Source organism: Virgibacillus oceani (assembly GCF_014638995.1).
Classification (GTDB): Bacteria; Bacillota; Bacilli; order Bacillales; family Amphibacillaceae; genus Virgibacillus_E; species Virgibacillus_E oceani.
Genome location: NZ_BMFR01000002.1, coordinates 296,052 through 317,749 on the forward strand (window position 1 = coordinate 296,052; position 21,698 = coordinate 317,749).

The 21,698-nt window shown below is 40.7% G+C and carries 19 protein-coding genes; 3 read left to right on the top strand and 16 right to left on the bottom strand.

The window, feature by feature from the left end; translation table 11 throughout:
* The first annotated feature begins 2 nt into the window (after positions 1–2).
* Both rffA and IEV74_RS05000 read left to right on the top strand, forming a co-directional pair.
* A complete protein-coding gene (rffA, locus tag IEV74_RS04995; RefSeq protein ID WP_188454234.1) occupies positions 3–1,124 on the top strand; it encodes a dTDP-4-amino-4,6-dideoxygalactose transaminase in 1,122 nt (373 codons plus the stop codon).
* Between the two features lie 40 nt (positions 1,125–1,164).
* Positions 1,165–2,778 carry a DUF6044 family protein gene (locus IEV74_RS05000; RefSeq protein WP_308418971.1) on the top strand — a complete coding sequence of 538 codons (1,614 nt, stop codon included), beginning with the start codon at positions 1,165–1,167 and terminating at the stop codon, positions 2,776–2,778.
* Between the two features lie 48 nt (positions 2,779–2,826).
* On the opposite strand, the gene IEV74_RS05005 is transcribed toward IEV74_RS05000, so the two are convergent.
* The 9 genes from IEV74_RS05005 to IEV74_RS05045 form a co-directional block, all read right to left on the bottom strand.
* Positions 2,827–3,918, bottom strand: a complete 1,092-nt coding sequence (locus IEV74_RS05005; protein WP_188454236.1) for a tartrate dehydrogenase — start codon at positions 3,916–3,918, stop codon at positions 2,827–2,829.
* A gap of 80 nt (positions 3,919–3,998) precedes the next feature.
* Positions 3,999–5,132 (bottom strand): alanine racemase, encoded by a 1,134-nt coding sequence (alr, locus tag IEV74_RS05010; protein ID WP_188454237.1) that lies wholly within the window; start codon positions 5,130–5,132, stop codon positions 3,999–4,001.
* Positions 5,133–5,171: 39 nt separating this feature from the next.
* On the bottom strand, positions 5,172–6,026 hold the full coding sequence (gene dat / locus IEV74_RS05015) for a D-amino-acid transaminase (RefSeq protein ID WP_188454238.1): 855 nt from the start codon (positions 6,024–6,026) through the stop codon (positions 5,172–5,174).
* 30 nt (positions 6,027–6,056) lie between these two features.
* The gene (gene eutB, locus IEV74_RS05020) at positions 6,057–7,046 is read right to left on the bottom strand and encodes a hydroxyectoine utilization dehydratase EutB (protein WP_188454239.1); all 990 of its coding nucleotides are present in this window, start codon (positions 7,044–7,046) and stop codon (positions 6,057–6,059) included.
* A gap of 132 nt (positions 7,047–7,178) precedes the next feature.
* Positions 7,179–8,381, bottom strand: a complete 1,203-nt coding sequence (locus IEV74_RS05025; protein ID WP_188454240.1) for a M20 metallopeptidase family protein — start codon at positions 8,379–8,381, stop codon at positions 7,179–7,181.
* A gap of 55 nt (positions 8,382–8,436) precedes the next feature.
* The gene (locus IEV74_RS05030) at positions 8,437–8,829 is read right to left on the bottom strand and encodes a Rid family hydrolase (RefSeq protein WP_229683067.1); all 393 of its coding nucleotides are present in this window, start codon (positions 8,827–8,829) and stop codon (positions 8,437–8,439) included.
* A gap of 15 nt (positions 8,830–8,844) precedes the next feature.
* The gene (locus IEV74_RS05035; RefSeq protein WP_188454314.1) at positions 8,845–10,260 is read right to left on the bottom strand and encodes an NAD-dependent succinate-semialdehyde dehydrogenase; all 1,416 of its coding nucleotides are present in this window, start codon (positions 10,258–10,260) and stop codon (positions 8,845–8,847) included.
* An 87-nt stretch (positions 10,261–10,347) separates the two neighbouring features.
* Positions 10,348–11,700 carry a 4-aminobutyrate--2-oxoglutarate transaminase gene (gabT, locus tag IEV74_RS05040; protein ID WP_188454241.1) on the bottom strand — a complete coding sequence of 451 codons (1,353 nt, stop codon included), beginning with the start codon at positions 11,698–11,700 and terminating at the stop codon, positions 10,348–10,350.
* A gap of 4 nt (positions 11,701–11,704) precedes the next feature.
* Entirely contained in the window at positions 11,705–12,439 is a 735-nt protein-coding gene (locus tag IEV74_RS05045) for a GntR family transcriptional regulator (protein WP_229683068.1), read from the bottom strand.
* Between the two features lie 165 nt (positions 12,440–12,604).
* Here IEV74_RS05045 and IEV74_RS05050 point away from each other — a divergent pair, with 165 nt between their 5' ends.
* Positions 12,605–13,582 (top strand): 2-hydroxyacid dehydrogenase, encoded by a 978-nt coding sequence (locus IEV74_RS05050; protein ID WP_188454243.1) that lies wholly within the window; start codon positions 12,605–12,607, stop codon positions 13,580–13,582.
* Between the two features lie 76 nt (positions 13,583–13,658).
* Here the strand turns inward: IEV74_RS05050 and ehuA are convergent, their stop codons facing one another.
* From ehuA to IEV74_RS05085, 7 genes are all read right to left on the bottom strand, one after another.
* Entirely contained in the window at positions 13,659–14,429 is a 771-nt protein-coding gene (gene ehuA, locus IEV74_RS05055) for an ectoine/hydroxyectoine ABC transporter ATP-binding protein EhuA (RefSeq protein WP_308418972.1), read from the bottom strand.
* Positions 14,429–15,148, bottom strand: a complete 720-nt coding sequence (ehuD, locus tag IEV74_RS05060; RefSeq protein ID WP_188454244.1) for an ectoine/hydroxyectoine ABC transporter permease subunit EhuD — start codon at positions 15,146–15,148, stop codon at positions 14,429–14,431. Before ehuD ends, ehuA begins: the two co-directional genes overlap by 1 nt.
* The gene (gene ehuC, locus IEV74_RS05065; RefSeq protein ID WP_188454316.1) at positions 15,145–15,807 is read right to left on the bottom strand and encodes an ectoine/hydroxyectoine ABC transporter permease subunit EhuC; all 663 of its coding nucleotides are present in this window, start codon (positions 15,805–15,807) and stop codon (positions 15,145–15,147) included. The genes ehuD and ehuC overlap by 4 nt, the downstream gene beginning before the upstream one ends.
* Before the next feature lie 98 nt (positions 15,808–15,905).
* A complete protein-coding gene (ehuB, locus tag IEV74_RS05070; RefSeq protein WP_188454245.1) occupies positions 15,906–16,793 on the bottom strand; it encodes an ectoine/hydroxyectoine ABC transporter substrate-binding protein EhuB in 888 nt (295 codons plus the stop codon).
* Between the two features lie 121 nt (positions 16,794–16,914).
* Positions 16,915–18,108: a M24 family metallopeptidase gene (locus IEV74_RS05075; RefSeq protein ID WP_188454246.1), complete on the bottom strand. Its 1,194-nt coding sequence runs from the start codon at positions 18,106–18,108 to the stop codon at positions 16,915–16,917.
* Positions 18,109–18,562: 454 nt separating this feature from the next.
* Positions 18,563–19,972: an APC family permease gene (locus IEV74_RS05080; RefSeq protein ID WP_188454247.1), complete on the bottom strand. Its 1,410-nt coding sequence runs from the start codon at positions 19,970–19,972 to the stop codon at positions 18,563–18,565.
* 181 nt (positions 19,973–20,153) lie between these two features.
* A complete protein-coding gene (locus IEV74_RS05085; RefSeq protein WP_188454248.1) occupies positions 20,154–21,491 on the bottom strand; it encodes an aminotransferase family protein in 1,338 nt (445 codons plus the stop codon).
* Positions 21,492–21,698 lie beyond the last annotated feature (207 nt).

Here is a 21,698-nt window from a genome sequence, read left to right on the forward strand (position 1 = left end):
CAATGATTCCGTTTAATAAGCCATGTGCAATCGGAGTAGAGGAAGCAGCAATCAATGAAGCAATATCTTCAAGTAAACTAGCAGGTAACGGTCCATTTGGAAAGAAATGTTCTGATTGGCTGGAAAATCGATTGTCATGCGAAAGGGCATTATTGACTCCATCGTGTACTGCGGCATTGGAAATGACTGCATTGTTAACGGAAGTCGGTACCGGCGATGAAGTGATCATGCCGTCGTATACGTTTGTATCAACAGCAAATGCCTTCGCAATTAGAGGTGCGAAAATTCGATTTGTCGACGTTACACCAGATACACTGAACATTGATCCAGGGAAAATCGAAGCTGCCATAACAGAACGAACAAAAGCTGTAGTTGTTGTACACTATGCTGGAATTGCATGTGATATGGACGCAATAATGGATATTGCCTACAGACATGATTTATGGGTCATTGAAGATGCTGCCCAGGCGTTATTAAGCACATATAAGGGTAAACCATTAGGATCCATTGGACATTTTGGTACCATTAGCTTTCACGAAACAAAAAATTATACTTGTGGTGAAGGTGGTGCTTTAATTATTAATGATTCATCAGCTGTCGAACGTGCTGAGATAATACAAGAAAAAGGCACAAACCGATCGCAGTTTAAGAAAGGAATGGTCGATAAATATACATGGCGTGATATTGGCTCATCCTTTTTATTGAGTGATCTGAATGCGGCCTACCTTTATGTACAGCTTCAGCATGCAGATTCCATAAATGAAAACCGCATCCAATCATGGAGACAATATGAAGATACATTAAAAACAGTTGATTCAATAGCAATTCCCTACGTACCGGATCATTGCAAGCATAATGCACATATGTTTTATATCAAAACAAAGGATGAAAATGAACGCGATCAGCTTATCCGCTTTTTATATGAAAACAATATCATGGCGGTGTCCCATTACGTTCCATTACACACCTCACATGCAGGTGAAAAATACGGTGAATTTATTGGCATGGACCAATACACTACAACCGAAAGCGCGCGATTACTGCGTCTACCTTTATATTACGGAATAGGAGAAGAGGCAATCGATCATGTGGTCAGCACTATACAAACATTTTACCAACCATAAATATATCTGTTTCGCATGCCTCATTATCCTTGCTTACCTAATGCCTTACTATATTCTGGGCGAAGATACCCACATCAGAGTTCACGACAATCTGGATTCAAATATTGTTTGGTATAAATTACTTGCTGAAAGTGGACAGATATTTTCCCTGACAGACGTAACGATACCGAACGTTATAAATGGTTTGCCGAGAAGCTCTCTTCCGTCCGCTCTTGATGCAATGGTATGGCTATATGTAATTTTTAAGCCTATGACCGCCTATGCAATCGGTCAAACAATTATGAGATTTACCGCTTTCTTTGGTATGTATTTACTGTTAAAAAACCATGTATTCCGTGATGATAAACTTCCATTAATAACTGTTGGTTCGGCATTGGCATTTGCACTGCTGCCTTATTGGCCATCCGGACTCTTATCAATTGCAGGGTTACCGTTAGCTCTTCACCTATTTCTGTCAATCAGAAAGATGGGAAGAGCAGCCCCCAGCTATTACTGGGTTGTTTTATTTATCATTCCGTTCTTCTCCAATTTTATTTTAACGTTTGTGTTTTTCTTAAGTCTAATGGGATTATTCTGGTTGATTGACTGGATTCGCATGAGGCACTTTAATGGTACATTTTTCGCAGCAATTGCTGGAATGACAGCAATTTTTATAATTAAAAACTATTTGCTTATATATGCGATGTTCTTTAATAGCGGCTTTACTTCTCATCGCAATGAAAATGATCTTGGACATAAGAATTTGTCTGGTACGTTAGACTTATTCGTGGATAATTTCGTCAATGGACATACACATGATATGTCAATCCATTACGCGATTATTCTCCCTGTTATTGGACTCGCGCTGTTAGTCGCTGCATACCATAATTTGAAACCCCTCAAGCTTGTGATCCTTTTCATTGCCAATATAATCCTTTCTTTTTGGTATGCGTTGTGGTACTGGGAAGGATTGCGTGTGATTAAAGATCATTTCATGGTTGCTAATACGTTTAACTTTAGCCGTATCCACTTTTTTGATCCAGCTATTTGGTATATTTGTTTTGCTATTGGATTAGCTATTTTATGGAAGCATTTAAAATTTGCCAAGCCATTCATTAGCATATTAATCATCGTCCAATGCTTCTTGCTATTTCAATTGAATGAGGAAAACAAGTATAGCAAGATAGGTACACCAACATTTAAGGAATTTTATGCAGAGGAATTATTCCAGAACATTGAGGATTATATCGGAAAGAACCAATCAAGTTATCGTGTGGTAAGCATTGGACTTCATCCAACAATTGCGCAATATAATGGATTTTATACACTTGATACATACAACACCAGCTACCCGCTTGCCTATAAATTCAAGTTCCGGGAAATTATTGCACCCGAGCTTGAGAAAAATCTTAAATTAAAAAATTACTACGACACATGGGGCAGCAGGGCATATATGTATGTAAGCGAATTAGGAAAGCATTATATGTTTACCAAAAAAAGTGATAAAGTAATTCATAATCTTGATATTAATACGGATGCTTTAAAAGAATTGGGCGGCAAGTACGTTTTTTCTGCTTTGCCTATTGAGAATCATGCTGCGATTGGTCTTCAATTGGAACAGCAGTTTGAGGTAGAAGGATTACCTTGGAAAATCTGGCTGTATCACTTGGAATAGAGGCATATTAAGAAAGAGTGCATGCCTGATTGCACTCTCTCTTGCAAACTAGTTAGTAAAAATTTCAGTGTCTGCATATTCATTTAACAACTCGACAAACCTGTCACCGACCTCTCCCGTTGATGCACTGCCGCCTAAATCAGGTGTTAGCTGCATTGTTTCTTTTAGCATATCTTTAATGCAGGAAAGCACAGCTTCTCCCCATTCTTTCTCTCCAAAAAAGTCGAGCATCTGACTGACAGACCAAATTGCCGCAATCGGATTAGCAATCCCTTTTCCAGCTATATCCGGGGCAGAACCATGTACAGGCTCAAACATGGAAGGAAAGTCTTTTTCAGGATTAATATTTGCTCCAGTCGCAAGCCCAAGCCCGCCGGTAAGTGCAGCACCAAGATCAGTTAATATGTCACCAAAAAGATTAGAAGTAACAACGACTTCAAACTTTTTCGGATCTGTAACAAAATACAGACTGGCAGCGTCAACAAGATACGAATACGTCTTCACATCAGGATATTCTTTTCCTATCTCATCAAAAACTTCATCCCAGAAAACCATGGAATAATTCAATGCGTTACCTTTACTAATGCTCGTTAATGTCCTGTTCGATTTACTTGCTTCTTCATATGCATAACGTATAATCCGCTCTGTACCTTTCCTTGTGAACACCCCTGTTTGCAATACTACTTCTTCCTGATTTCCTTTGAATAATCGTTCTCCCGCACCAGCATATTCACCTTCACTATTTTCTCGGATTACAAGGAAGTCAATATCTTTTTCCATTTTCGATTTCAATGGTGTCAACGATTGGTTTAAAAGTGTAACGGGACGCAAATTTACATATTGATCAAATTCTTTTCTAATCCTTAACAAAAGGTCCCATAATGAAATATGGTCTGGAACCCCAGGATAACCGACAGCACCTAGATAAATAGCATCAAAAGTCTTTAGTTTGTCGATACCATCATCGTCCATCATTTTACCGTTATCAATATAGTACTCACATCCCCATGGGAACATCGTGAAGGTAAATGAGATGCTGGAATCCAGTTTTTCAATCGCTTTTAAAACTTTTACACCTTCTGCCACAACCTCTGGTCCAATTCCATCACCTGGTATTAATGCAATATTGAACGTTTTCATCTGTGACCTCCTTAATCGCTTAAATTGTTATTTTTCTAATAGGTTATTTTATTATGTTCTTTCGGTAGACATAAACTTTATTACACATACACACGTCGAATTCGTTGCGTCATGCTAGCCAGTACTTCATCGACAATACTATTCATCCAGCCTGCCATTTCACGTGCAGTAATTTCATCATTCCCTTGTTTCCCCATTACAACAACTTCATCCCCAACTTCAACACCAGGAATATGGGTAACATCAATTAACGTTTGGTCAAGGGAAACAGTCCCAACAATTTTTGCCCTTATCCCTTTTACCAGCATTTCTCCGTTATTTGAAAATGATCTTTTGTAGCCATCACCAAGACCAATCGGAACAACTGCTATCTTTTCAGTTGATGTAGTTACATAATTTCCACCGTAACCAACTGCTGTATTCGGTGGAAGCTCCCTTATCTGGAGAAGCTGCGACTTTAATTTCATAACCGATTTTAATGGAGCAATATTCCGTTGGCGAAGTGCCGGATGATAGCCAAATAAAGCAATCCCGGGCCTTATCATGTCAAGCCGCATATCTTCCCTTTCAATTGTAATGGTTGAGCCCCCAACATGGTGAATGGAAAAAGTGAATCCAGCATTTTTCAGTTCCTGAACAGTGCCCATAAATAATGCAAATTGTTTCCCGGTCGTCACCCAATCCCCCTCATCGGCTCGTGAGAAATGTGTGTAAATTCCTTCCCAATTCAGTCCTGGCTGATGATAGCATGTCGTGCAAAAGTCTATAGCATTGTCCGGGTCGACCCCAAATCTGTGAAGACCTGTATCTATTTTCAAATGTACAGGAATGATACGGTTCTTTAGTGTCGCTTCCCTGCTGAGTTCTTTAGCAAGCTGCAAAGAGGAAATCGAAGCTACCAGGCTATATGTAATAACGTCAGCTACCTGCATTGGAGAAATGGTACTCAAAATATGAATGGGTGCAGTAATACCACTTTCACGGAGCATTGCACCCTCTTCAACTGTACTCACACCAAGACGGTCCGCCCCCGCTTTAATTGCTTCATGCCCAATTGGAACAATACCGTGCCCGTATGCATTTGTTTTAATGACCGCTAACAAGAGATTGTTTTTCGTATGCTTTTTTAACACCTGTATATTCTTTCTAAAAGCTTTCAGATCAATTTCTGCAATAGTTGGGCTATAAGATGATAAACGTAATGATTGCAGCACAGTACTGTCCCCCCAGTGGTTAATTATTTTTAATTTTACTTATGACCGTTTCTTTACATTTTGTTGATAGAGTGAACGAAATGCCTGTAAAACTTTTTTCGTTGCTTCTCCCGGAATACCTGTCCCAATCATGTGGTTATCAACTTTTAAAATTGGTACAACATCCAACTTAGTTGCCGTTATAAAAACTTCATCCGCATCCAGCAACTCATTAACCGTAAACGTAGCTTCTTTTATCTTCAAATTTAATTCATCACATAATTGAAGTACTTTTCGCCTTGTAATTCCATTCAAAATAAAGTTGTTAGCTGGGTGGGTCCATATTTCACCGTCTTTAACCATAAACACGTTTGAGGCACTTGCCTCCGTGATCGTTTCGCCACGGTGGAGTATAGCTTCAATTGCATTATTTTCCACTGCCTTTTGCTTTGCCAGAACATTTGGAAGCAAATTAAGTGTTTTTATATCGCACCGTAACCAGCGTATATCTTCTGTGAGTACTGCTGCTGCTCCCTCATTTTCAACATCTGTCATTCTGTCCTCCGCTCTTGTATATGCTACAGTAACTGGAGATACATCTGCTTTCGGAAACTCATGCCACCTTGCCGCTGTTCCCCTTGAAACCTGCATATAGATAATGCCTTCAGCCAATTCGTTTCCCGCGACTAACTCTAGCAATTTATTTTTCAAGTCACCAATCGAATCTGGTAATGTAAGCTGAACCTCTTTAGCACTTCTCTCTAACCGTCCCAAATGTTCATCCAGCATCAGCGGTTTTCCATCGTAGACACCGATTACTTCATAGATTCCATCACCAAATTGATAGCCCCGGTCTTCTATATCGATTAGGTTCTCCCGCTCCATAATTTTGTCGTTATAAAGCATTTTACTCAAATTAAAACCTCCCTCAATTATAAATATCAATCATTCTGGGATTTTGGATTTATATTTCTCTGCTATATCCAATATGACGGACGTGTCGACACTGCTGCCAGTGATTACAACTGCCACATGAGAACCTAGTCGAACTTTATCATGTAAAATTGCACTAATCCCTGTTGCTGCAGCACCTTCAATTACCATCTGATGTTTATCAAGCATGAATGCCATGCCTTCAGCAATCTCAGCCTCATTCATTAAAAAGATTTCATCAACATAACGCTGAACCATATCAAATGTATATTGATTGTTAAGACCTATTCCTCCTAGCAAACTATCAGCTAATGTATCCTGTTCCTCCATTGTAATCGGTTTTCCAGCCTGGATACTCTCATACATCGTTGCCCCTCGTTCGGTTGACAGGCCAACAACCTGAATCGAGGGATCGGTCGATTTCAATGCAACCCCTAATCCAGAATGCAGACCACCACCGGATAAACCCGCGATTACAGTATCCACTTCAGGTAAATCCTCCAGTAACTCCAGACCAATCGTACCTTGCCCTGCAATAATGTATGGATCGTCAAACGGATGAATAACTGTTTGGCCACACTCCTTTTCCAGCTCATAGCTCCGCTTCTCAGCATCATCCTGTGACACACCAAAAATTTCTATCTTTGCACCTGAACGTTTCAATTGTTCCACTTTCACTCTTGGAACCCGATTAGAAATACAAATCGTCGCATTAATTCCCAGTTTTTTGGCAATATATGCAACACTCATTCCGAAATTCCCTGTAGAAAAGGTCGTTACACCATGTTGCCGTTCCTCCGGCGTCAGACTCAAAATCTTGTTCGCTGCTCCCCTGATTTTAAACGAACCACTGACATTCAAATTTTCCAGTTTTAAGTAAACTGAGGTCCCTGCATACTCGGATAATGCTTTAGAATATATTAAAGGGGATTTCTGTACGATAGATGAAATCCGCTTACGTGCCCTCCATATGTCACGCAAGGCAATTGGTTTTTCTGCCATTCTATTCCCCCCTATGGCATTTTATTCATTCCCGGTGGTTACGCACCCATTTTCTATTATTTTCCATACACTCCAATTGGTTAAGCGTTCCATTCCGGTATTTCGGTCCTATCCAAATTACCGCGTCCTTCACTATTCAGCTGCCAAAAACCGTCTTGCTGCTTCTGTCAAAATAGAAACGCCAACAGGCAATACACGTTCATCGATATCAAAATGTGGTGTGTGCAAATCCCGATTCTCTCCGTCCCCAACAGCACAGCCGAGAAAGAACATCGCCCCCGGTACAGCCTGGGTCATATGAGCAAAATCCTCCCCGCCTAAGCCAAAGGGAGTTTCAAACACAGTATAGTGCGGGTAAAGATCTTTAATCGTTGCCCTAATTAAGCTATTAACACCTGGATCGTTTTTAAGTGCCGGATCCTCGGGTGTAATCGTTAATTCGTATTTACCGTCCAATGCACTAACCAAGGAAAATGCCTTGTCTAATTCAGTATGCAGTAATTTCCGAACGTTAGGATGATAGCTGCGGATTGTTCCGCTAATCACTACCTCAGATGGAATAACATTGCTGGCAGCACCACCTCGAATAGTGCCAATACTAATCACAGCAGGGTCTAAAGGAGATACGCGTCTCGCCGCAATACCGTGCAATGCCTGTAATACGGGACCGAGCATCCATATTGGATCTGTGCCAAGATGTGGATAAGCGCCATGCCCGCCTGTTCCAATAACTTTTGCTTCAAACACATCCACATTTGCCATACTATAACCATCATGAACACGCACCTCGCCAAGCTGGTTCTCCGGGCTCATATGGAGCGCCATTACACAATCCACATCTTCTAATGCACCTGCCTGAATCATATACGGAGCACCGGTTGAACCAAATCCATCCGCCATTTCCTCAGCAGGCTGAAACAAAAATTTTACAGTACCTTGAATTTCACCTGCTTGAAAACTTTCACCCAGTAAATTTGCGACACCTAACACAATTGCGGTATGGGCATCGTGTCCACACGCGTGCATCACACCGTCATGGATGGATCTATAGTCATGATTATTTTCCTCTTGAATTGGCAATGCATCCATATCTGCACGAACAGCAATTGCCGGGCCAGAACCGGACGAAAGTGTACCAACAACTGCCGTTTGATATCCTGCCCCAACCTCCACATGCATGCCGGGAATTTTTCTCAAATTGTCAGCGACAAAGCTTGATGTTTCCAATTCCTGAAAACTTAGCTCCGGGAACCGATGAAGGGTTCGCCGCCACTCAACAAGCTGCTTGGAAATCCCTTTCGTCCGAATCAGTATTGCCTTATTTTTCGTAACCACAACAATCCCCCCTTATTAAAAAGAAGAGAGTCACTTCAACTCCCTTCACAGTGGATTAATTCACGGATGCAATAGCGGTAATTTCTACTTTTACTCCCAGCAGCTGACTGCCAACAGTAATACGTGCAGGTTTTACCTCAACGTCTTCAAAGTAGGTAGCATAAACCCTGTTAAACTCATTAACATTCTCTTGATTTAATTCAGATAAATGACACGAAACATGAACAATATCGGATAGCCTTGCACCTTTTTCTGCTAAAACATGTTTGATATTTTCCAGGCTAGCTGCTGCTTGTGATGCAATCGTATCTCCTGCCAATTCTCCATTCGGATGTACGCCATCCATACCTGACACAAATATAAATTCGCCAGCTTTTACGCCTTGCGAATACGGACCACTTGGCTTGGGAGCATTTCCGGTTTGAATAATCTCTTTCAATAAGACCACAATCCCTTCTCCAATTTACTCCATTCCAATTGAAACGTATTGCGATTCTACAAATGCATCGATTCCTTCGTGTCCACCCTCACGGCCAATGCCGCTCTCCTTCATTCCGCCAAAAGGAACTTGAGCAGCTGAAGGAGCACCATCATTCCAGCCAACTATGCCGAAATTAAGCTGTTCGATTACTCGTGTCCCCCTCGCAACATTTTCAGTGAAAACATAGGCGGCCAAACCATATGGTGTATCATTAGCCAACTTAACTGCTTCAGCCTCTGATGCAATTTTTTGAACGGGTGCTACTGGACCGAATGTTTCCTCTTGCATCACGACCATCGATTGATCCACATCCTTGATTACGGTAGGTGCAAAGAATACACCCCCATCTTTTGTAATAGGCTCTCCCCCTGTTACAACCGCCGCACCTTTCGATAGTGCATCCTGTACATGATGGTTCACCTTATCCAATCCGGCCTGATTGATCAATGGCCCAATATCGACCTCTTCACTTGCGCCGTTACCAACCTGTAATTTCTTAACTGCTTCAGCAAATTTTTCTACAAAATCATTATAAATACCCGCCTGGACATAAATACGGTTTGCGCAAATACATGTTTGACCGGCATTTCTGAATTTGGATGCCATAACGCCTTTAACTGCCAAATCAACGTTCGCGTCATCCAAAACAATTAACGGGGCATGCCCTCCTAGTTCTAATGACAATCGTTTTACCTGTTCTGCACTTTGCCTGATTAAAATTTTGCCAACCTCTGTTGATCCAGTAAACGTAATTTTACGAACCCTTGCATCGTCCATAATTGCTTTAGCTATTTTGGATGATGAGCCTGTGACCAGGTTGACGACACCTTTTGGAAATCCTGCTTCCTCACATAACTCCATCAGTTTAACAGCCGATAAAGGACTTTCACCCGACGGCTTCATAATCACGGTACAACCTGCCGCGAGTGCTGGCCCTATTTTGCGTGTTAGCATTGCTGCTGGAAAATTCCAGGGTGTGATTGCAGCAACAACACCAACAGGCTTCTTCCATACCTGCAGCCGCTTACTCCCTGCGTGTGAAGGAATCGTTTCACCATACACTCGTTTTCCTTCCTCGGCGAACCACTCAATAAATGAAGCAGCGTAATTGACCTCTCCTCTGGATTCATTAATTGGCTTCCCCATTTCCATGGTCATTAATTGCGCGAGTTCTTCCTGGTTATCTAGCATTAGCTGATGTAAACGCTTTAAATATCCAGCACGTTCATATGCAGTTGTTTGTGACCATGTAAGGAAGGCATGATGTGCTGCCTCAATTGCTTGTGCAGCTTCCCTTTCTCCACCATTTGGCACGGTACCAACAATTTGACCATTGGCGGGGTTAACAACCTCTAGTAAATCTAGCCCTTCCCCAATCCATTCTCCATTTATACTCATCCGATAATTTTTCGTTTTAACTTCATTCACCTTTACTCACTCCAATCTTCAAAAGCGTTTATTTCCAAAACTAATCTGCCATTCTAGTTAACTTTCAGCACCAACGAGAACCGCTTCAATAGATTCCTCTAAAATATTCAACCCTTCTTCAAGCTGTTCATCCGTGATAACAAGTGGCATTAGCAAGCGAATCACATTATCATAAACACCGGCTTTAAGTGCAATAACGCCGCGGCTATGTGCTTCTTTAAGAATCTGGTTACTTATTTCCTTGGCAGGTGTTTTACTTAAACGGTCTTCAACAAACTCAAGTGCGCACATTGCCCCAAGACCTCTATAGTCACCGATCACGTCATACTTATCGTGTAAATCTTTAAATTTCCCCATGACACGTTTGCCTATTTTTTCAGCACGTTCATTAAGGCGCTCTTTTTCCATAACTTCCAGTACAGCGAGTCCTGCGCGGCATCCAAGTGGACTTCCGCAATACGTTCCACCCAATTCACCAGGACGTGCCCTGTCCATAACCTCTTCCCGGCCAATCACCCCACTTATTGGCAAACCAGCAGCCATTGATTTTGAAATCGTAATCAGGTCGGGCACAACGCCATAATGCTCCATTGCAAAATATTTACCCGTACGTCCAAACCCTGTCTGAATTTCGTCGGCTATGAATAAAATGCCATGTTCTTTACATAATTCATATACCCCTTGAACAAATGCTTTATCCGGAATGATAAACCCACTTTCCCCTTGAACCGGCTCCATAATAAAAGCAGCTACTAGACTCGGATCAACTTCACTGATAAAAAAGTCTTCCACTTGTTTTAATAAAAATTCTGTATATGCCTCATCGGTCATCGAATCTGGACGCCGATAATTATAAGGGAATGGTGCATGATAGACCTCTGGTGCAAATGGTCCATATTCATATTTATACGGTTTTACTTTTCCAGTTAGTGACATCCCCATTAGTGTGCGTCCGTGAAATCCACCGGAAAATGAAACAATTGCTTGGCGATTCGTATATTTTCTAGCAATTTTCACTGCATTTTCAACTGCTTCAGCACCACTGTTTAAAAACATCACTTTCTTTTTAAAATAACCGGGAGCAAGTGCTGCAACTTTTTCTGCAAGTTCGATGTATGGATCGTACATCATGACATTGAATCCAGTGTGAATATAGCGGTCAACTTGATCATGCAATGCATTTACCACTGTATCGTGACTGTGCCCAACATTAATACATCCAATCGCCCCGGCAAAATCAATAAAACGATTCCCATCAACATCCACAAGCAGTGCGCCTTTTGCATTATTTACAAATGTTGGAATACCATAACTGACCCCATGCGGCACAACGTTTTGTCTGCGTTCGAGCAATTCTTTTGCCTTAGGTCCCGGCAATTCTGTTTGAACGGTTGCAAACTTTTTGTTCATTTGATTATACCTCCTCTTTTTCTAATTCACTTTTTTGGCCTGCTCCGACGCCAAGCAATTTTTCCTCAACGTATTCGATGTGGTTTTTAACCCTTTCGTTAACGATCTGAACGTCTTTAGATGCTAATGCCTGAAGCAATTCTTTATGTTCATCATAAAATGATTGATGACTGGAATAATACTGATCCAGATGCATGAGAAACGTTCGAATTTGCACTTGCAGTGAATCATAGATTTTTATAATACGTGAATTCCCGCATAAATTAACAACATAGCTATGGAATTTCATATCCAGATCAAACAATTCATTCCAATCTTTTTCATCAACCTTTGCCTTCATCTGATTGGTTATTTCTTCAAGATCCCGAAAATGCTTTTGATCCAGATTATTAACCGCATGTTTAAATGCTTGCGACTCGATTAATGTACGCAATTCAATAATTTCATCTAAATCCTGCTGTGTGAAATCTGCAACATAGGTACCCTTTCGTGCCTGGCTGATGACAAGTTCCTCAATTTCAAGAATTTTCAACGCCTCGCGTATCGTACTTCGGCTAACATCATATGTTTCGGCCAGATCAGTCTCGAGTAATCTTTCACCAAACTGAATTTCTTTATTCCATATTCTTCTCTTTAACTGATCCGCAATGAGCTGACTTAATGGTTTTTGCAAGATAATACTATCTTCATCCATATGCAAAACCCCTTTCTTCATTTCATCAATGTTTAATGTCGACAATCGACATAATCTTATCTTCATCATAATTCAGACTATTTGGATTGTCAATTATTATTTTAATAATTTTAAATTTTATATTTTTTTATTGACATTCATTTAAATTGTGTCTATTTTTAGGGTAGAAACTTTGTCAGGACTACTATAAGAAACGAGGGGAGTTATTTAATGAAGAAAAAAATTATTGCATATAACCGTATAGAAAAACCTGTATTGGAAGAGCTGCAGAGGAAATATGATGTTGAATTTTTTAGAAACATTGATACAAATAATGATTCTAATTTTTTAAAACAATTAAATCTGGCAGAAGGGATTATCGGTTTGGAATTGGTTGTCGATCGCAAGCTCCTGGACCGTGCCCCAAATCTGAGAATCGTCAGTAATGTCTCAGTCGGGTATAACAATCTGGACATGAATGAACTCACCAAACGAAATATTATGGCAACCAATACTCCAGGGGTCCTTACCGATACTGTAGCGGATACAGTCTTTGGCATTCTTATCGCCACAGCTAGACGCATTCCCGAACTCGATCAATTCGTTAAAAATGGTGAATGGACATCTGAGGCAGTTGATCCCGAACAGTTTGGGACAGATGTGCATCATAAAAAGCTGGGCATTATTGGCATGGGAAGAATCGGGCAGGCAATAGCTAAACGTGCCCACTTCGGATTTGATATGGACATTCTTTACCATAGCCGAACACGGAAGCCCAATGTTGAGAACAAATTTGATGCCGTATTTTGTTGTCTTGATGATTTATTGGAACAATCTGATTTTGTCTGCTTGATAACCCCCTTAACACAGGAAACTGAAGGTCTTATTGGGAAACGTGAATTTCAGCTAATGAAAAAATCAGCAATTTTTATTAACGGATCCCGAGGAAAAACCGTTGTGGAACAAGATCTAATCCATGCACTTAAGACTGGAGAGATTGCTGCTTGCGGGCTGGACGTATTTGAACAAGAACCGATTACTTTAAATAATCCTTTGCTGAAAATGAAGAATGTAGTCACAACCCCTCACATTGGGTCTTCTACATATGAGACCGAGTTGAAGATGTCCCAACTGGCTGCCATAAATCTAGAAGCAGGGTTGAGTGGGGATAGACCACCAAACTTAATAAATTCAAATGTTTGGTTCTAATTACATAAAACGAACCCAAAGGCGGCGAAACGTTTGGGTTCGTTGGATATTCGGAAATGTCAGCTGATTTTATCGCTCATCTCCTAAACCTTCGCAAGAAACTATCCAGCCTCTCATTTTCTGAATGCCCAAACACTTCACTCGGTGTCCCTTGTTCTGCAATTACACCTTTATCCAAAAACAGTACCCGATCCGCGATATCACGGGCAAATTCCATTTCATGTGTAACTAGAACCATTGTCATTCTTCCCTCGTGTGCAATATCCCGAATAACCTCCAGTACTTCTTCAACAAGCTCGGGATCAAGCGCGGAGGTCACCTCATCAAACAGCATGATCTTTGGTCGCATTACTAATGCACGCGCCATTGCTACACGCTGTTTTTGTCCACCAGAAATTTGGCTAGGGTAATTATCAAGTTTATCACCCAGTCCTACTTTATCGAGCATCTCTATTGCCCTTGCTTTTGCCGATGCTTTATTTTCTTGTTTTACATGGATTGGTGCAGTCATGCAATTTTGTAATATCGTCATATGCGGAAACAAATTAAAGTGCTGAAATACCATTCCTATATCCCCGCGAACCTGGCGCAAATGCTTTTCATTAGCAGTAACGAGCCGGCCGCTTTTTTCCATTTGCCAGAGATTTTCTCCATCCACAATTATTGACCCTGATGTCGGCTGCTCCAGCGTCATCAGCATTCGAATGATCGTTGTTTTCCCAGAGCCGCTAGGACCGATAACGGCAACCTTTTCGGCAGGCATTAGGTCCAAATTAATTCCTTTTAGCACCTCTACATCGCCAAATGATTTATGCACGTCTTTAAATTTTACCATTGGTTCATTCATTACATCACTGCTCCTTTTCCCTTGTTCATCCTGCCCAGAACCGTCTTTTTATCAAACCGGCGATTCATTTTTTTCTCCAACCTGTTTATCAAAATTGCTGATGGATAGCTTAAAATCAAAAATAGGATTGCTACAATCGTTAAGGGCTCCAGGTATCTCCAATATTGTGCCCCGTAATCGTTTGCCATTGAGAGGATTCCAAGTACACCAATTGTTGATGCAAGCGGGACCTCTTTAAACATAATGATTAAATAATTTCCTAACATTGGAATAGTTGGTGGTATTGCTTGAGGCAAAATAATCTTTGTCCATTTTTGCCGATTTGAAAAATTCAGTGCTGTTGAAGCCTCCCACTGTCCAGAATCTACATTTTCAATACCGGATCGATATACTTCCCCAATATATGTGCTGTAATGTATCCCAAGTCCGAGTACAGCGCTTGTAAATGGATCCAATGCAACACCGATTACAGGTACCATTGGCCATGCATAAAAGATGAAAAACAATTGAACAAGTGGCGGGGTGGAACGGATAAATTCCATTACCCATATGATGAGCCATCTGATTGGTTTTATAGGAATTCTTCTAATAAATGTCCAGCCAAACCCAAATACCAGTGCAAATAAGTAACAGGCAATTGTCAAAGAAATGGTTATACCAAGGCCTTCCAATACGGCAGGAAATGCATCAAAGAATACCTCCCAGCTCCAGCTATTCATTGACTCGCCACCCCTTTCTTAGAAAACCCTTCCAATTTTCTTGTTAGCCAAATTAATGGCAAAGCTAAAATAAAGTAGAAAATTAATACTAATAAGTAAACCATTGGCGCTTGTGATAGATTAGAGCTCCGCAAAATGTCACCATAGTAAAGAATATCGGTCATTCCTATTAACGAAACGAGCGATGTGGATTTTAGCATAAGAATAAGATAATTACCAAACTCCGGTAACATCATGCGAACCGCTTGGGGGAAGACAACTAATCTCATGCGTTGAAACCGTGACATATTAAGTGCAGTAGCCGCCTCTGTTTGTCCTTTTGCAACCGATAGAATTGAACCCCGAACAATTTCTGACATGTAAGCACCATAATTTAAAGAAATTGCTAAAACACCTGCCCAAAAGTTGCTGCCCACTTCAATCCCGAATAAAATTGGAAAAGCATAATAAAGCCAAAATAACTGGACAATTAAAGAGGTGCCGCGAAAAACTTCAACATAGAATCCGGTTATTTTACGAAGGATAACATTTTTGGATAAACGGCAAAATCCCGCAACAAATGCTGTAAGATACCCCAACACAATTGAGGCAAGCAATACAGAAACTGTTATTTTAATTCCCTGAATCAAAATAGGAAAGACATCATTTAGCGCATTAATTGTAATCACTCCCTTTAGAGAATATAGAAAAAATAGGGTCCCTAACCCCTGCCTTGAGGGATCTGGACCCTATCGAGCGTTGCGGGGAAGATTAAAGTTTAATACTGTTCACCGCTGCAAACTCCTTCTGTTGTAATATCTGCTGGAACTGAATTACCTTCAGCACTGAATCCGTTAGCTTCCAATATTTCTTCCACCGTTCCATCTTCTTTTAATTTTGCTAGTTGTTCATTATAAGCTTCTCGTAAAGCATCATTATCTTTATGAAACGCGGCTGCACCATAGCTTGGTATTCCCTCAATATCTGGTTGTTCGAAGTCCTGAACAAATTCGAGCTTGTCATTTCCGGAAGACTCTAAAGCCATTTTCACAGTCATTTCTGTACCGGTTGTTGCATCCGCACGACCGGATTCTACAGCTGAGAATGTTGCAGGAATATCTGGTGCACTTTGAATTTGATCGTCTTTTACACCTTCATGCTTAACATATTCATTCTCAGTTGCGCCTGCCATAATAGATACTGTGGCCCCCGATGAAGCAATGTCGTCATAACTATGTAAATCCATTGGGTTCCCCTTTTGAACAATAAGTCCCTCACCGTACATCATTTCCGGTTCACCAAAATCGGCATTCTCACAACGGTCTGGATTAATGGCCATACCAGCAGTTATTACGTCGAACTTACCAGCGTTTAAACCAGGAATTAACTGACCGAAATCTGATAGCTGCCCTTCTACCTTGTCAATCCCCATTTCTTTAAATACAGCTTCTGCAATATCTACCGCAGCGCCCTTTAACTCACCATCCTCTTGATATGCATACGGTTTTTCATTGGCAAAACCAACTGTAACCGTACCCTTTTCTTTAAGCTCCGCTAGTTTATCTTTTCCGTTATCCCCACCATCACCACTGGCGTCATCTGAACCACATGCAGCAAGCAGAATGAAAGAAAAGCTAAAAATGAACACTATTAATAACTTTTTCATCAGCTAACAAGACCTCCCCTTCCTATTTTGAATACAATTGTCTAAGTTCATGTCTATGTTGTTTATTAAAAAAACCTAAATTGGTAAAGCTTGTGGAGAAGAACACACTTCTCCACTGGTATTAGGCCAACCGAATATTAGGTTTAATCATAAGTTCACGAGGAAAATCAGCAAGGACCTCACATCCTGTTTCAGTCACACGAAATGACTCGCTAATTTCAACCCCCATGTTTTCCATCCAGATGCCTGGAATTAAATGGAACGTCATATTTGGCTTGAGAATCGTTTTGTCTCCTGGTCTAAGACTTGCTGTATGCTCTCCCCAGTCGGGAGGGTAGTTAAGACCCATGGAATAGCCCATGCGCGATTCTTTTTTAATCCCGCTTTTTTCTATGACCTTTCGCCAAACAAGTTCAAGCTCTTCACATGTAATGCCAGGTCTGACAGCATCCAATGTAGTATTTATTCCTTCAATTACAACATCTGAAACGAATTGCATTTCTTCTGTTGGCATCCCGATAACTGCTGTTCTGGCAAGCGGTGAATGATACCGTTTATAGCAGCCAGCAAGCTCAATAATAACTGGGTCGCCTTGTTTAAATCGATCATCGGTCCATGTCAAATGACATGCGGATGTTTTTTCACCAGTAGGAAGCAGTGGAACAATGGCCGGATAATCCCCACCGAAATCCTCCGTCCCGCTTATTTGGGCGTGAGCTATTCCCGCAACGACATCACATTCCCGAACCCCTTCATTTATCGCATCAAAAGCAACCTGCATCGCCTTTTCTGCTATTTTAGCAGCATGCTTAATATACGTTATTTCATTTTCAGACTTGATGATACGAACCCAGTTAACCATATTCGTACCATCTTTAAATATTGCATTTGGCATGCCTTGGATTAATCGCATGTAACATTTAGCTGTAAAATAATATGCATCAAGTTCTACCGCGATAGTTTGCTTATCACGATTTCTCTCTTTCAATAAATCACATACAAAGTCCATTGGGTGCCGAACTGTTGATTGAACATAGTTATCCGCATAGGGAATTATATGATCTTCCTGAAGCCACGTGGTATGCATTGCCGCACTTCTATCCTGGCCGCGGCCAACCCAAATTGGCTGTTCCTCATCAATCATAACGATAAGTAATTGATGGACGTAAAATGACCACGCATCATATCCTGTCAAATAGTTCATGTTAGCCGGATCAGTTACTAACAGGACGTCAATCCCAGAGTCAGCCATACGCTGCTTTGTTTTGGTTAATCTCTCTTGAAACTCTGAAATAGGAAATGTTAACACAACCATCCCTTCCCCTCGTACTTAATATTGTTGGAAACGCTTACTTATTACTATGAATTTATAAGTCTTTCATTGATGAAATTTTTGCGATTAGTTGAATTGTTAATTGAAGATTTTTAGAATTGAGTAGTTATTATTATGACAAATGGTGCAGTTCAATAGATGGACAATGGCAAATTGATGGGTAAAATTATGAGCACATTGTCTTAGATGTATTTATACATGAAATGCATAAATGACTATGATTAAAACATACTATTATTCTGTCGATTGTCGACATTGTCCTTAATGATATTATAGTTTAGAGTATTTTAGAATGTCAATAATTATTTTAATTATTTTAAATTTTATATTTTTTATTTTCGGTTTATAATCGCTTATTACTTAATATAAGGCCAGAATACACCTCCGTTTCCCAGTGGAAGTCAATCCTGGCCTTATTAATCATCTAAAAATTTGGTTAAGCAATCCGATCAATTTCTTTTTTCATATGCTCCTCTGCATACCCTTTACCGTACTTAACCATGGAGATCTTATAAAGTATTATACCTAAAACCGCCCATAAACCCACAATTGCCCATTCATATGGCCAAATAAGCGCTGAAGGCATTCCCGGCATATAAAGAAGTGCAATTCCTGTTGCCATAACCACTGCAATCCAGCCTAAAGCTGTACCTCCGGGAAGTTTAAAAGGACGTTTCATATCAGGAGCTGTTTTACGCAAAATAATAAATGATATTGCCACCATCAACCATGCAACGACCAGTCCAAGCCCGCCTGCATCAACTAACCAGACAAGTGAGGGACGTCCGAGCAATGGTGCAATAGTAGAAAAGAAACCAATTAACAATATTGCTTTATGCGGGGTTTTATATTTTGGATGCAATTCTCCTAAGCTTTTTGGCAGCATACCAGCGTTGGCAAGGGCATAAATCGCACGGCTCCCACCTACATAAAAACCAATCCAGCTCGTAAGTATTCCACCGATACCACCGAGAACCAGTATATTGCCCATCATTTGACTATCACCAAAAGCTTTAGCCATGGCATCAGCCGTTACTAAATTTGATTCACCAATTTCGGCGGGATTTAATATCCGGGAGACACCGAAAATGACAGCAATATACCAAACAACAGCAAGTAATACAGAGAAGATTAATAACTGTCCAATTCTCTTTCGCGGCAAATTAATTTCTTCAGCAGCCTGTGGGATGACATCGAATCCCACAAACATGAATGGGGTCATAATGATTACCGTTAATAAACCAGCAATTCCTTTTTCAAATAACGGCTGCATATTTTGCACGTTCCCCCCCACCGTACTGCCAGTAATTAATAATATCCCCGCAATTGCGATCAGCAGTGTAAGAATAAACATAATGGAAGTAGAAAACTTTATCCCCCGGTAATTAATCCAGGTAATTAGAATAGATCCTGCAATACCAACACCAGCCCAGGTTGCCGTAACATCCCATCCAGCGATTGTATACATGTAGCCTTGACTGTAATTTGGAATGAGATATTCAAAAACTGTTGGAAGTGCAACTGCCTCGAAAGCTACGACGGATACATAACCCAAAATAATTGCCCAAGTTGTTATAAACGAGGCAAGTCTACCCATTGCCTTATAACTGTACACGTGCTCTCCACCAGCTAACGGGAGAGCAGAAGCCAATTCGGCATACGTAAGTCCGACAAAAATAACGAGTGTACCACCAATGGCAAACGCGAGAATCGCTCCAACAGAACCTGCCTCTGTAATCCATAATCCAGTTGTTACGACCCATCCCCAGCCTATCATTGCACCAAATGCAAGTGCTAGGACATCTTTGTTCCCTAAAATTTTTAACAATTTTTGATCATTATTCATCATCTTCCCCCCAGTCCGGTTTTAGCAAAACATGAATTTGCGGATTACTGAAAAAACTGTTGCCGTAATGCTTCCTTATTTCTAAACTCCGCGTGCAGATTTTATTCTTAAATTTATTACATGTATGCTTGAAAACATGAATATTGGAGACAAAGGCATCCCTTTTTTCATGTACTATTCTTTATTCCAGATGCTTCTGAACAGACAAAATTGCATCCTGTAATCTTTCAACTACAGTATTAACCTGTGATTGGTTTATAATTAGCGGCGGTGCAAAACAAATAATATCTGTATTCTCATACGTAACAGCTCTGCAAATTACACCTCTTTCGTGCAGTGCCTCAATCACGTTTGAAGCAGCTTTTAATTCTTTAGGGAATCGCTTATTCGTCTCCGGATCCTGAACAAGCTCGACTGCTCCAAGTAGTCCCATGGTTCGAACATCCCCAACAATATCTAATTCGTTCTTCATATTTTGAAAACCTTTTAATAACGCACTACCCATTTTCCGCGAATTTTCAACAAGCCCCTCCTGCTCCATAATTTCAATGTTCTTCAAGGCTACAGCAGCGGCAGTAGGATGACCGCTATATGTGAAACCGTGGAATAAAGTACCTGCCGATTTTTCTTTCAGCACCTCATGAATATGATCTGATACGACGACACCTCCAAGTGGGATATAGCCGCTCGTAACACCTTTAGCAAATGTCATCATATCGGGAATCACTCCCCAATTTTCCATGCCAAACATTTTACCTGTTCGTCCGAATCCTGTAATGACTTCATCGGCAATGAACAATATGCCGTATTCGTCACATAGACTGCGAATTTCCTTCATATAGTCTTCTGGAGGAATTAGAACACCGCCGGCTCCTTGTACAGGCTCTGCTATAAATGCTGCGATTGTTTCCGTACCCTCCACCTCAATTGTATGGCGAAATGAAGCGATCGCCCTTTCGGTATTGCTTCCGTACGGTGTATCTGCATGGGTTATTTCAGTCATCATATGACCAGCCATTCCCCAGAATTCAGGAATCCCTGTGACACTTGTAGAGGCGGCAGCAACCCCGTGATACCCACGTTTTAATCCAACAATTTTCCGTCGTTCCGGCTTCCCTTGTATTTTCCAATAATGACGTACTAGTTTAACAGCAGAATCATTGGATTCCGATCCACCTGAGGTGAAGAAAACTGCATTTAATCCATTGGGAGCAAGTGAAGCAATTTTTGCAGCCAATTTAATAGCGGGTTCATGACTAAAGGTTGAAAACGCTGAACTAAACGCTAATTTTTTCAGCTGCTCTGCTGCGGCATCAGCTAACTCCTTCCTGCCATGCCCGACATTAACGTTCCATAGTGATGACATCGCATCAATGTATACGCTTCCATAATTGTCTGTTAAATAGATTCCTTCTCCTTTTTCCATAATTACCTTTGCCCCATCCGTTTGCTGCTGCTGAATGGATGAGGTTGGGTGAATGAAATGTTTTTTATCCAATTCAATTAGGTTTTCCACCATGATTCCTCCTCGTAGCCTTAATTTAAAATATAAAAAACCAGCAATATGGACAGGAGTCAATAAAGAGCACACTCCCGTCAATATAACTGGTTTTGACCTAAGGGCTGCTCCACTTCATCAGTAGAGTCAATTAGATTTAGCAGTTAGTAGAAATCTTTTATTAGTATTAATTTAGCAAAGATTAAAATTGTGGTCAACCATATTTTC

Excerpts from the sequence above, each read along its gene's own strand:
- IEV74_RS05035 (WP_188454314.1), bottom strand. The coding sequence starts at position 10,260 with ATGAGTATAAATGGAGAATGGATTGGGGAAGGGCTAGATTTACTAGAG.
- IEV74_RS05005 (WP_188454236.1), bottom strand. The coding sequence starts at position 3,918 with ATGAAAACGTTCAATATTGCATTAATACCAGGTGATGGAATTGGACCA.
- IEV74_RS05000 (WP_308418971.1), top strand. The coding sequence starts at position 1,165 with ATGCCTTACTATATTCTGGGCGAAGATACCCACATCAGAGTTCACGAC.
- eutB (WP_188454239.1), bottom strand. The coding sequence starts at position 7,046 with ATGGCAGAAAAACCAATTGCCTTGCGTGACATATGGAGGGCACGTAAG.
- rffA (WP_188454234.1), top strand. The coding sequence starts at position 3 with ATGATTCCGTTTAATAAGCCATGTGCAATCGGAGTAGAGGAAGCAGCA.
- ehuA (WP_308418972.1), bottom strand. The coding sequence starts at position 14,429 with ATGAATGAACCAATGGTAAAATTTAAAGACGTGCATAAATCATTTGGC.
- ehuD (WP_188454244.1), bottom strand. The coding sequence starts at position 15,148 with ATGAATAGCTGGAGCTGGGAGGTATTCTTTGATGCATTTCCTGCCGTA.
- IEV74_RS05050 (WP_188454243.1), top strand. The coding sequence starts at position 12,605 with ATGAAGAAAAAAATTATTGCATATAACCGTATAGAAAAACCTGTATTG.
- ehuB (WP_188454245.1), bottom strand. The coding sequence starts at position 16,793 with ATGAAAAAGTTATTAATAGTGTTCATTTTTAGCTTTTCTTTCATTCTG.
- gabT (WP_188454241.1), bottom strand. The coding sequence starts at position 11,700 with ATGAACAAAAAGTTTGCAACCGTTCAAACAGAATTGCCGGGACCTAAG.
- IEV74_RS05075 (WP_188454246.1), bottom strand. The coding sequence starts at position 18,108 with ATGGTTGTGTTAACATTTCCTATTTCAGAGTTTCAAGAGAGATTAACC.
- IEV74_RS05085 (WP_188454248.1), bottom strand. The coding sequence starts at position 21,491 with ATGGTGGAAAACCTAATTGAATTGGATAAAAAACATTTCATTCACCCA.
- IEV74_RS05080 (WP_188454247.1), bottom strand. The coding sequence starts at position 19,972 with ATGAATAATGATCAAAAATTGTTAAAAATTTTAGGGAACAAAGATGTC.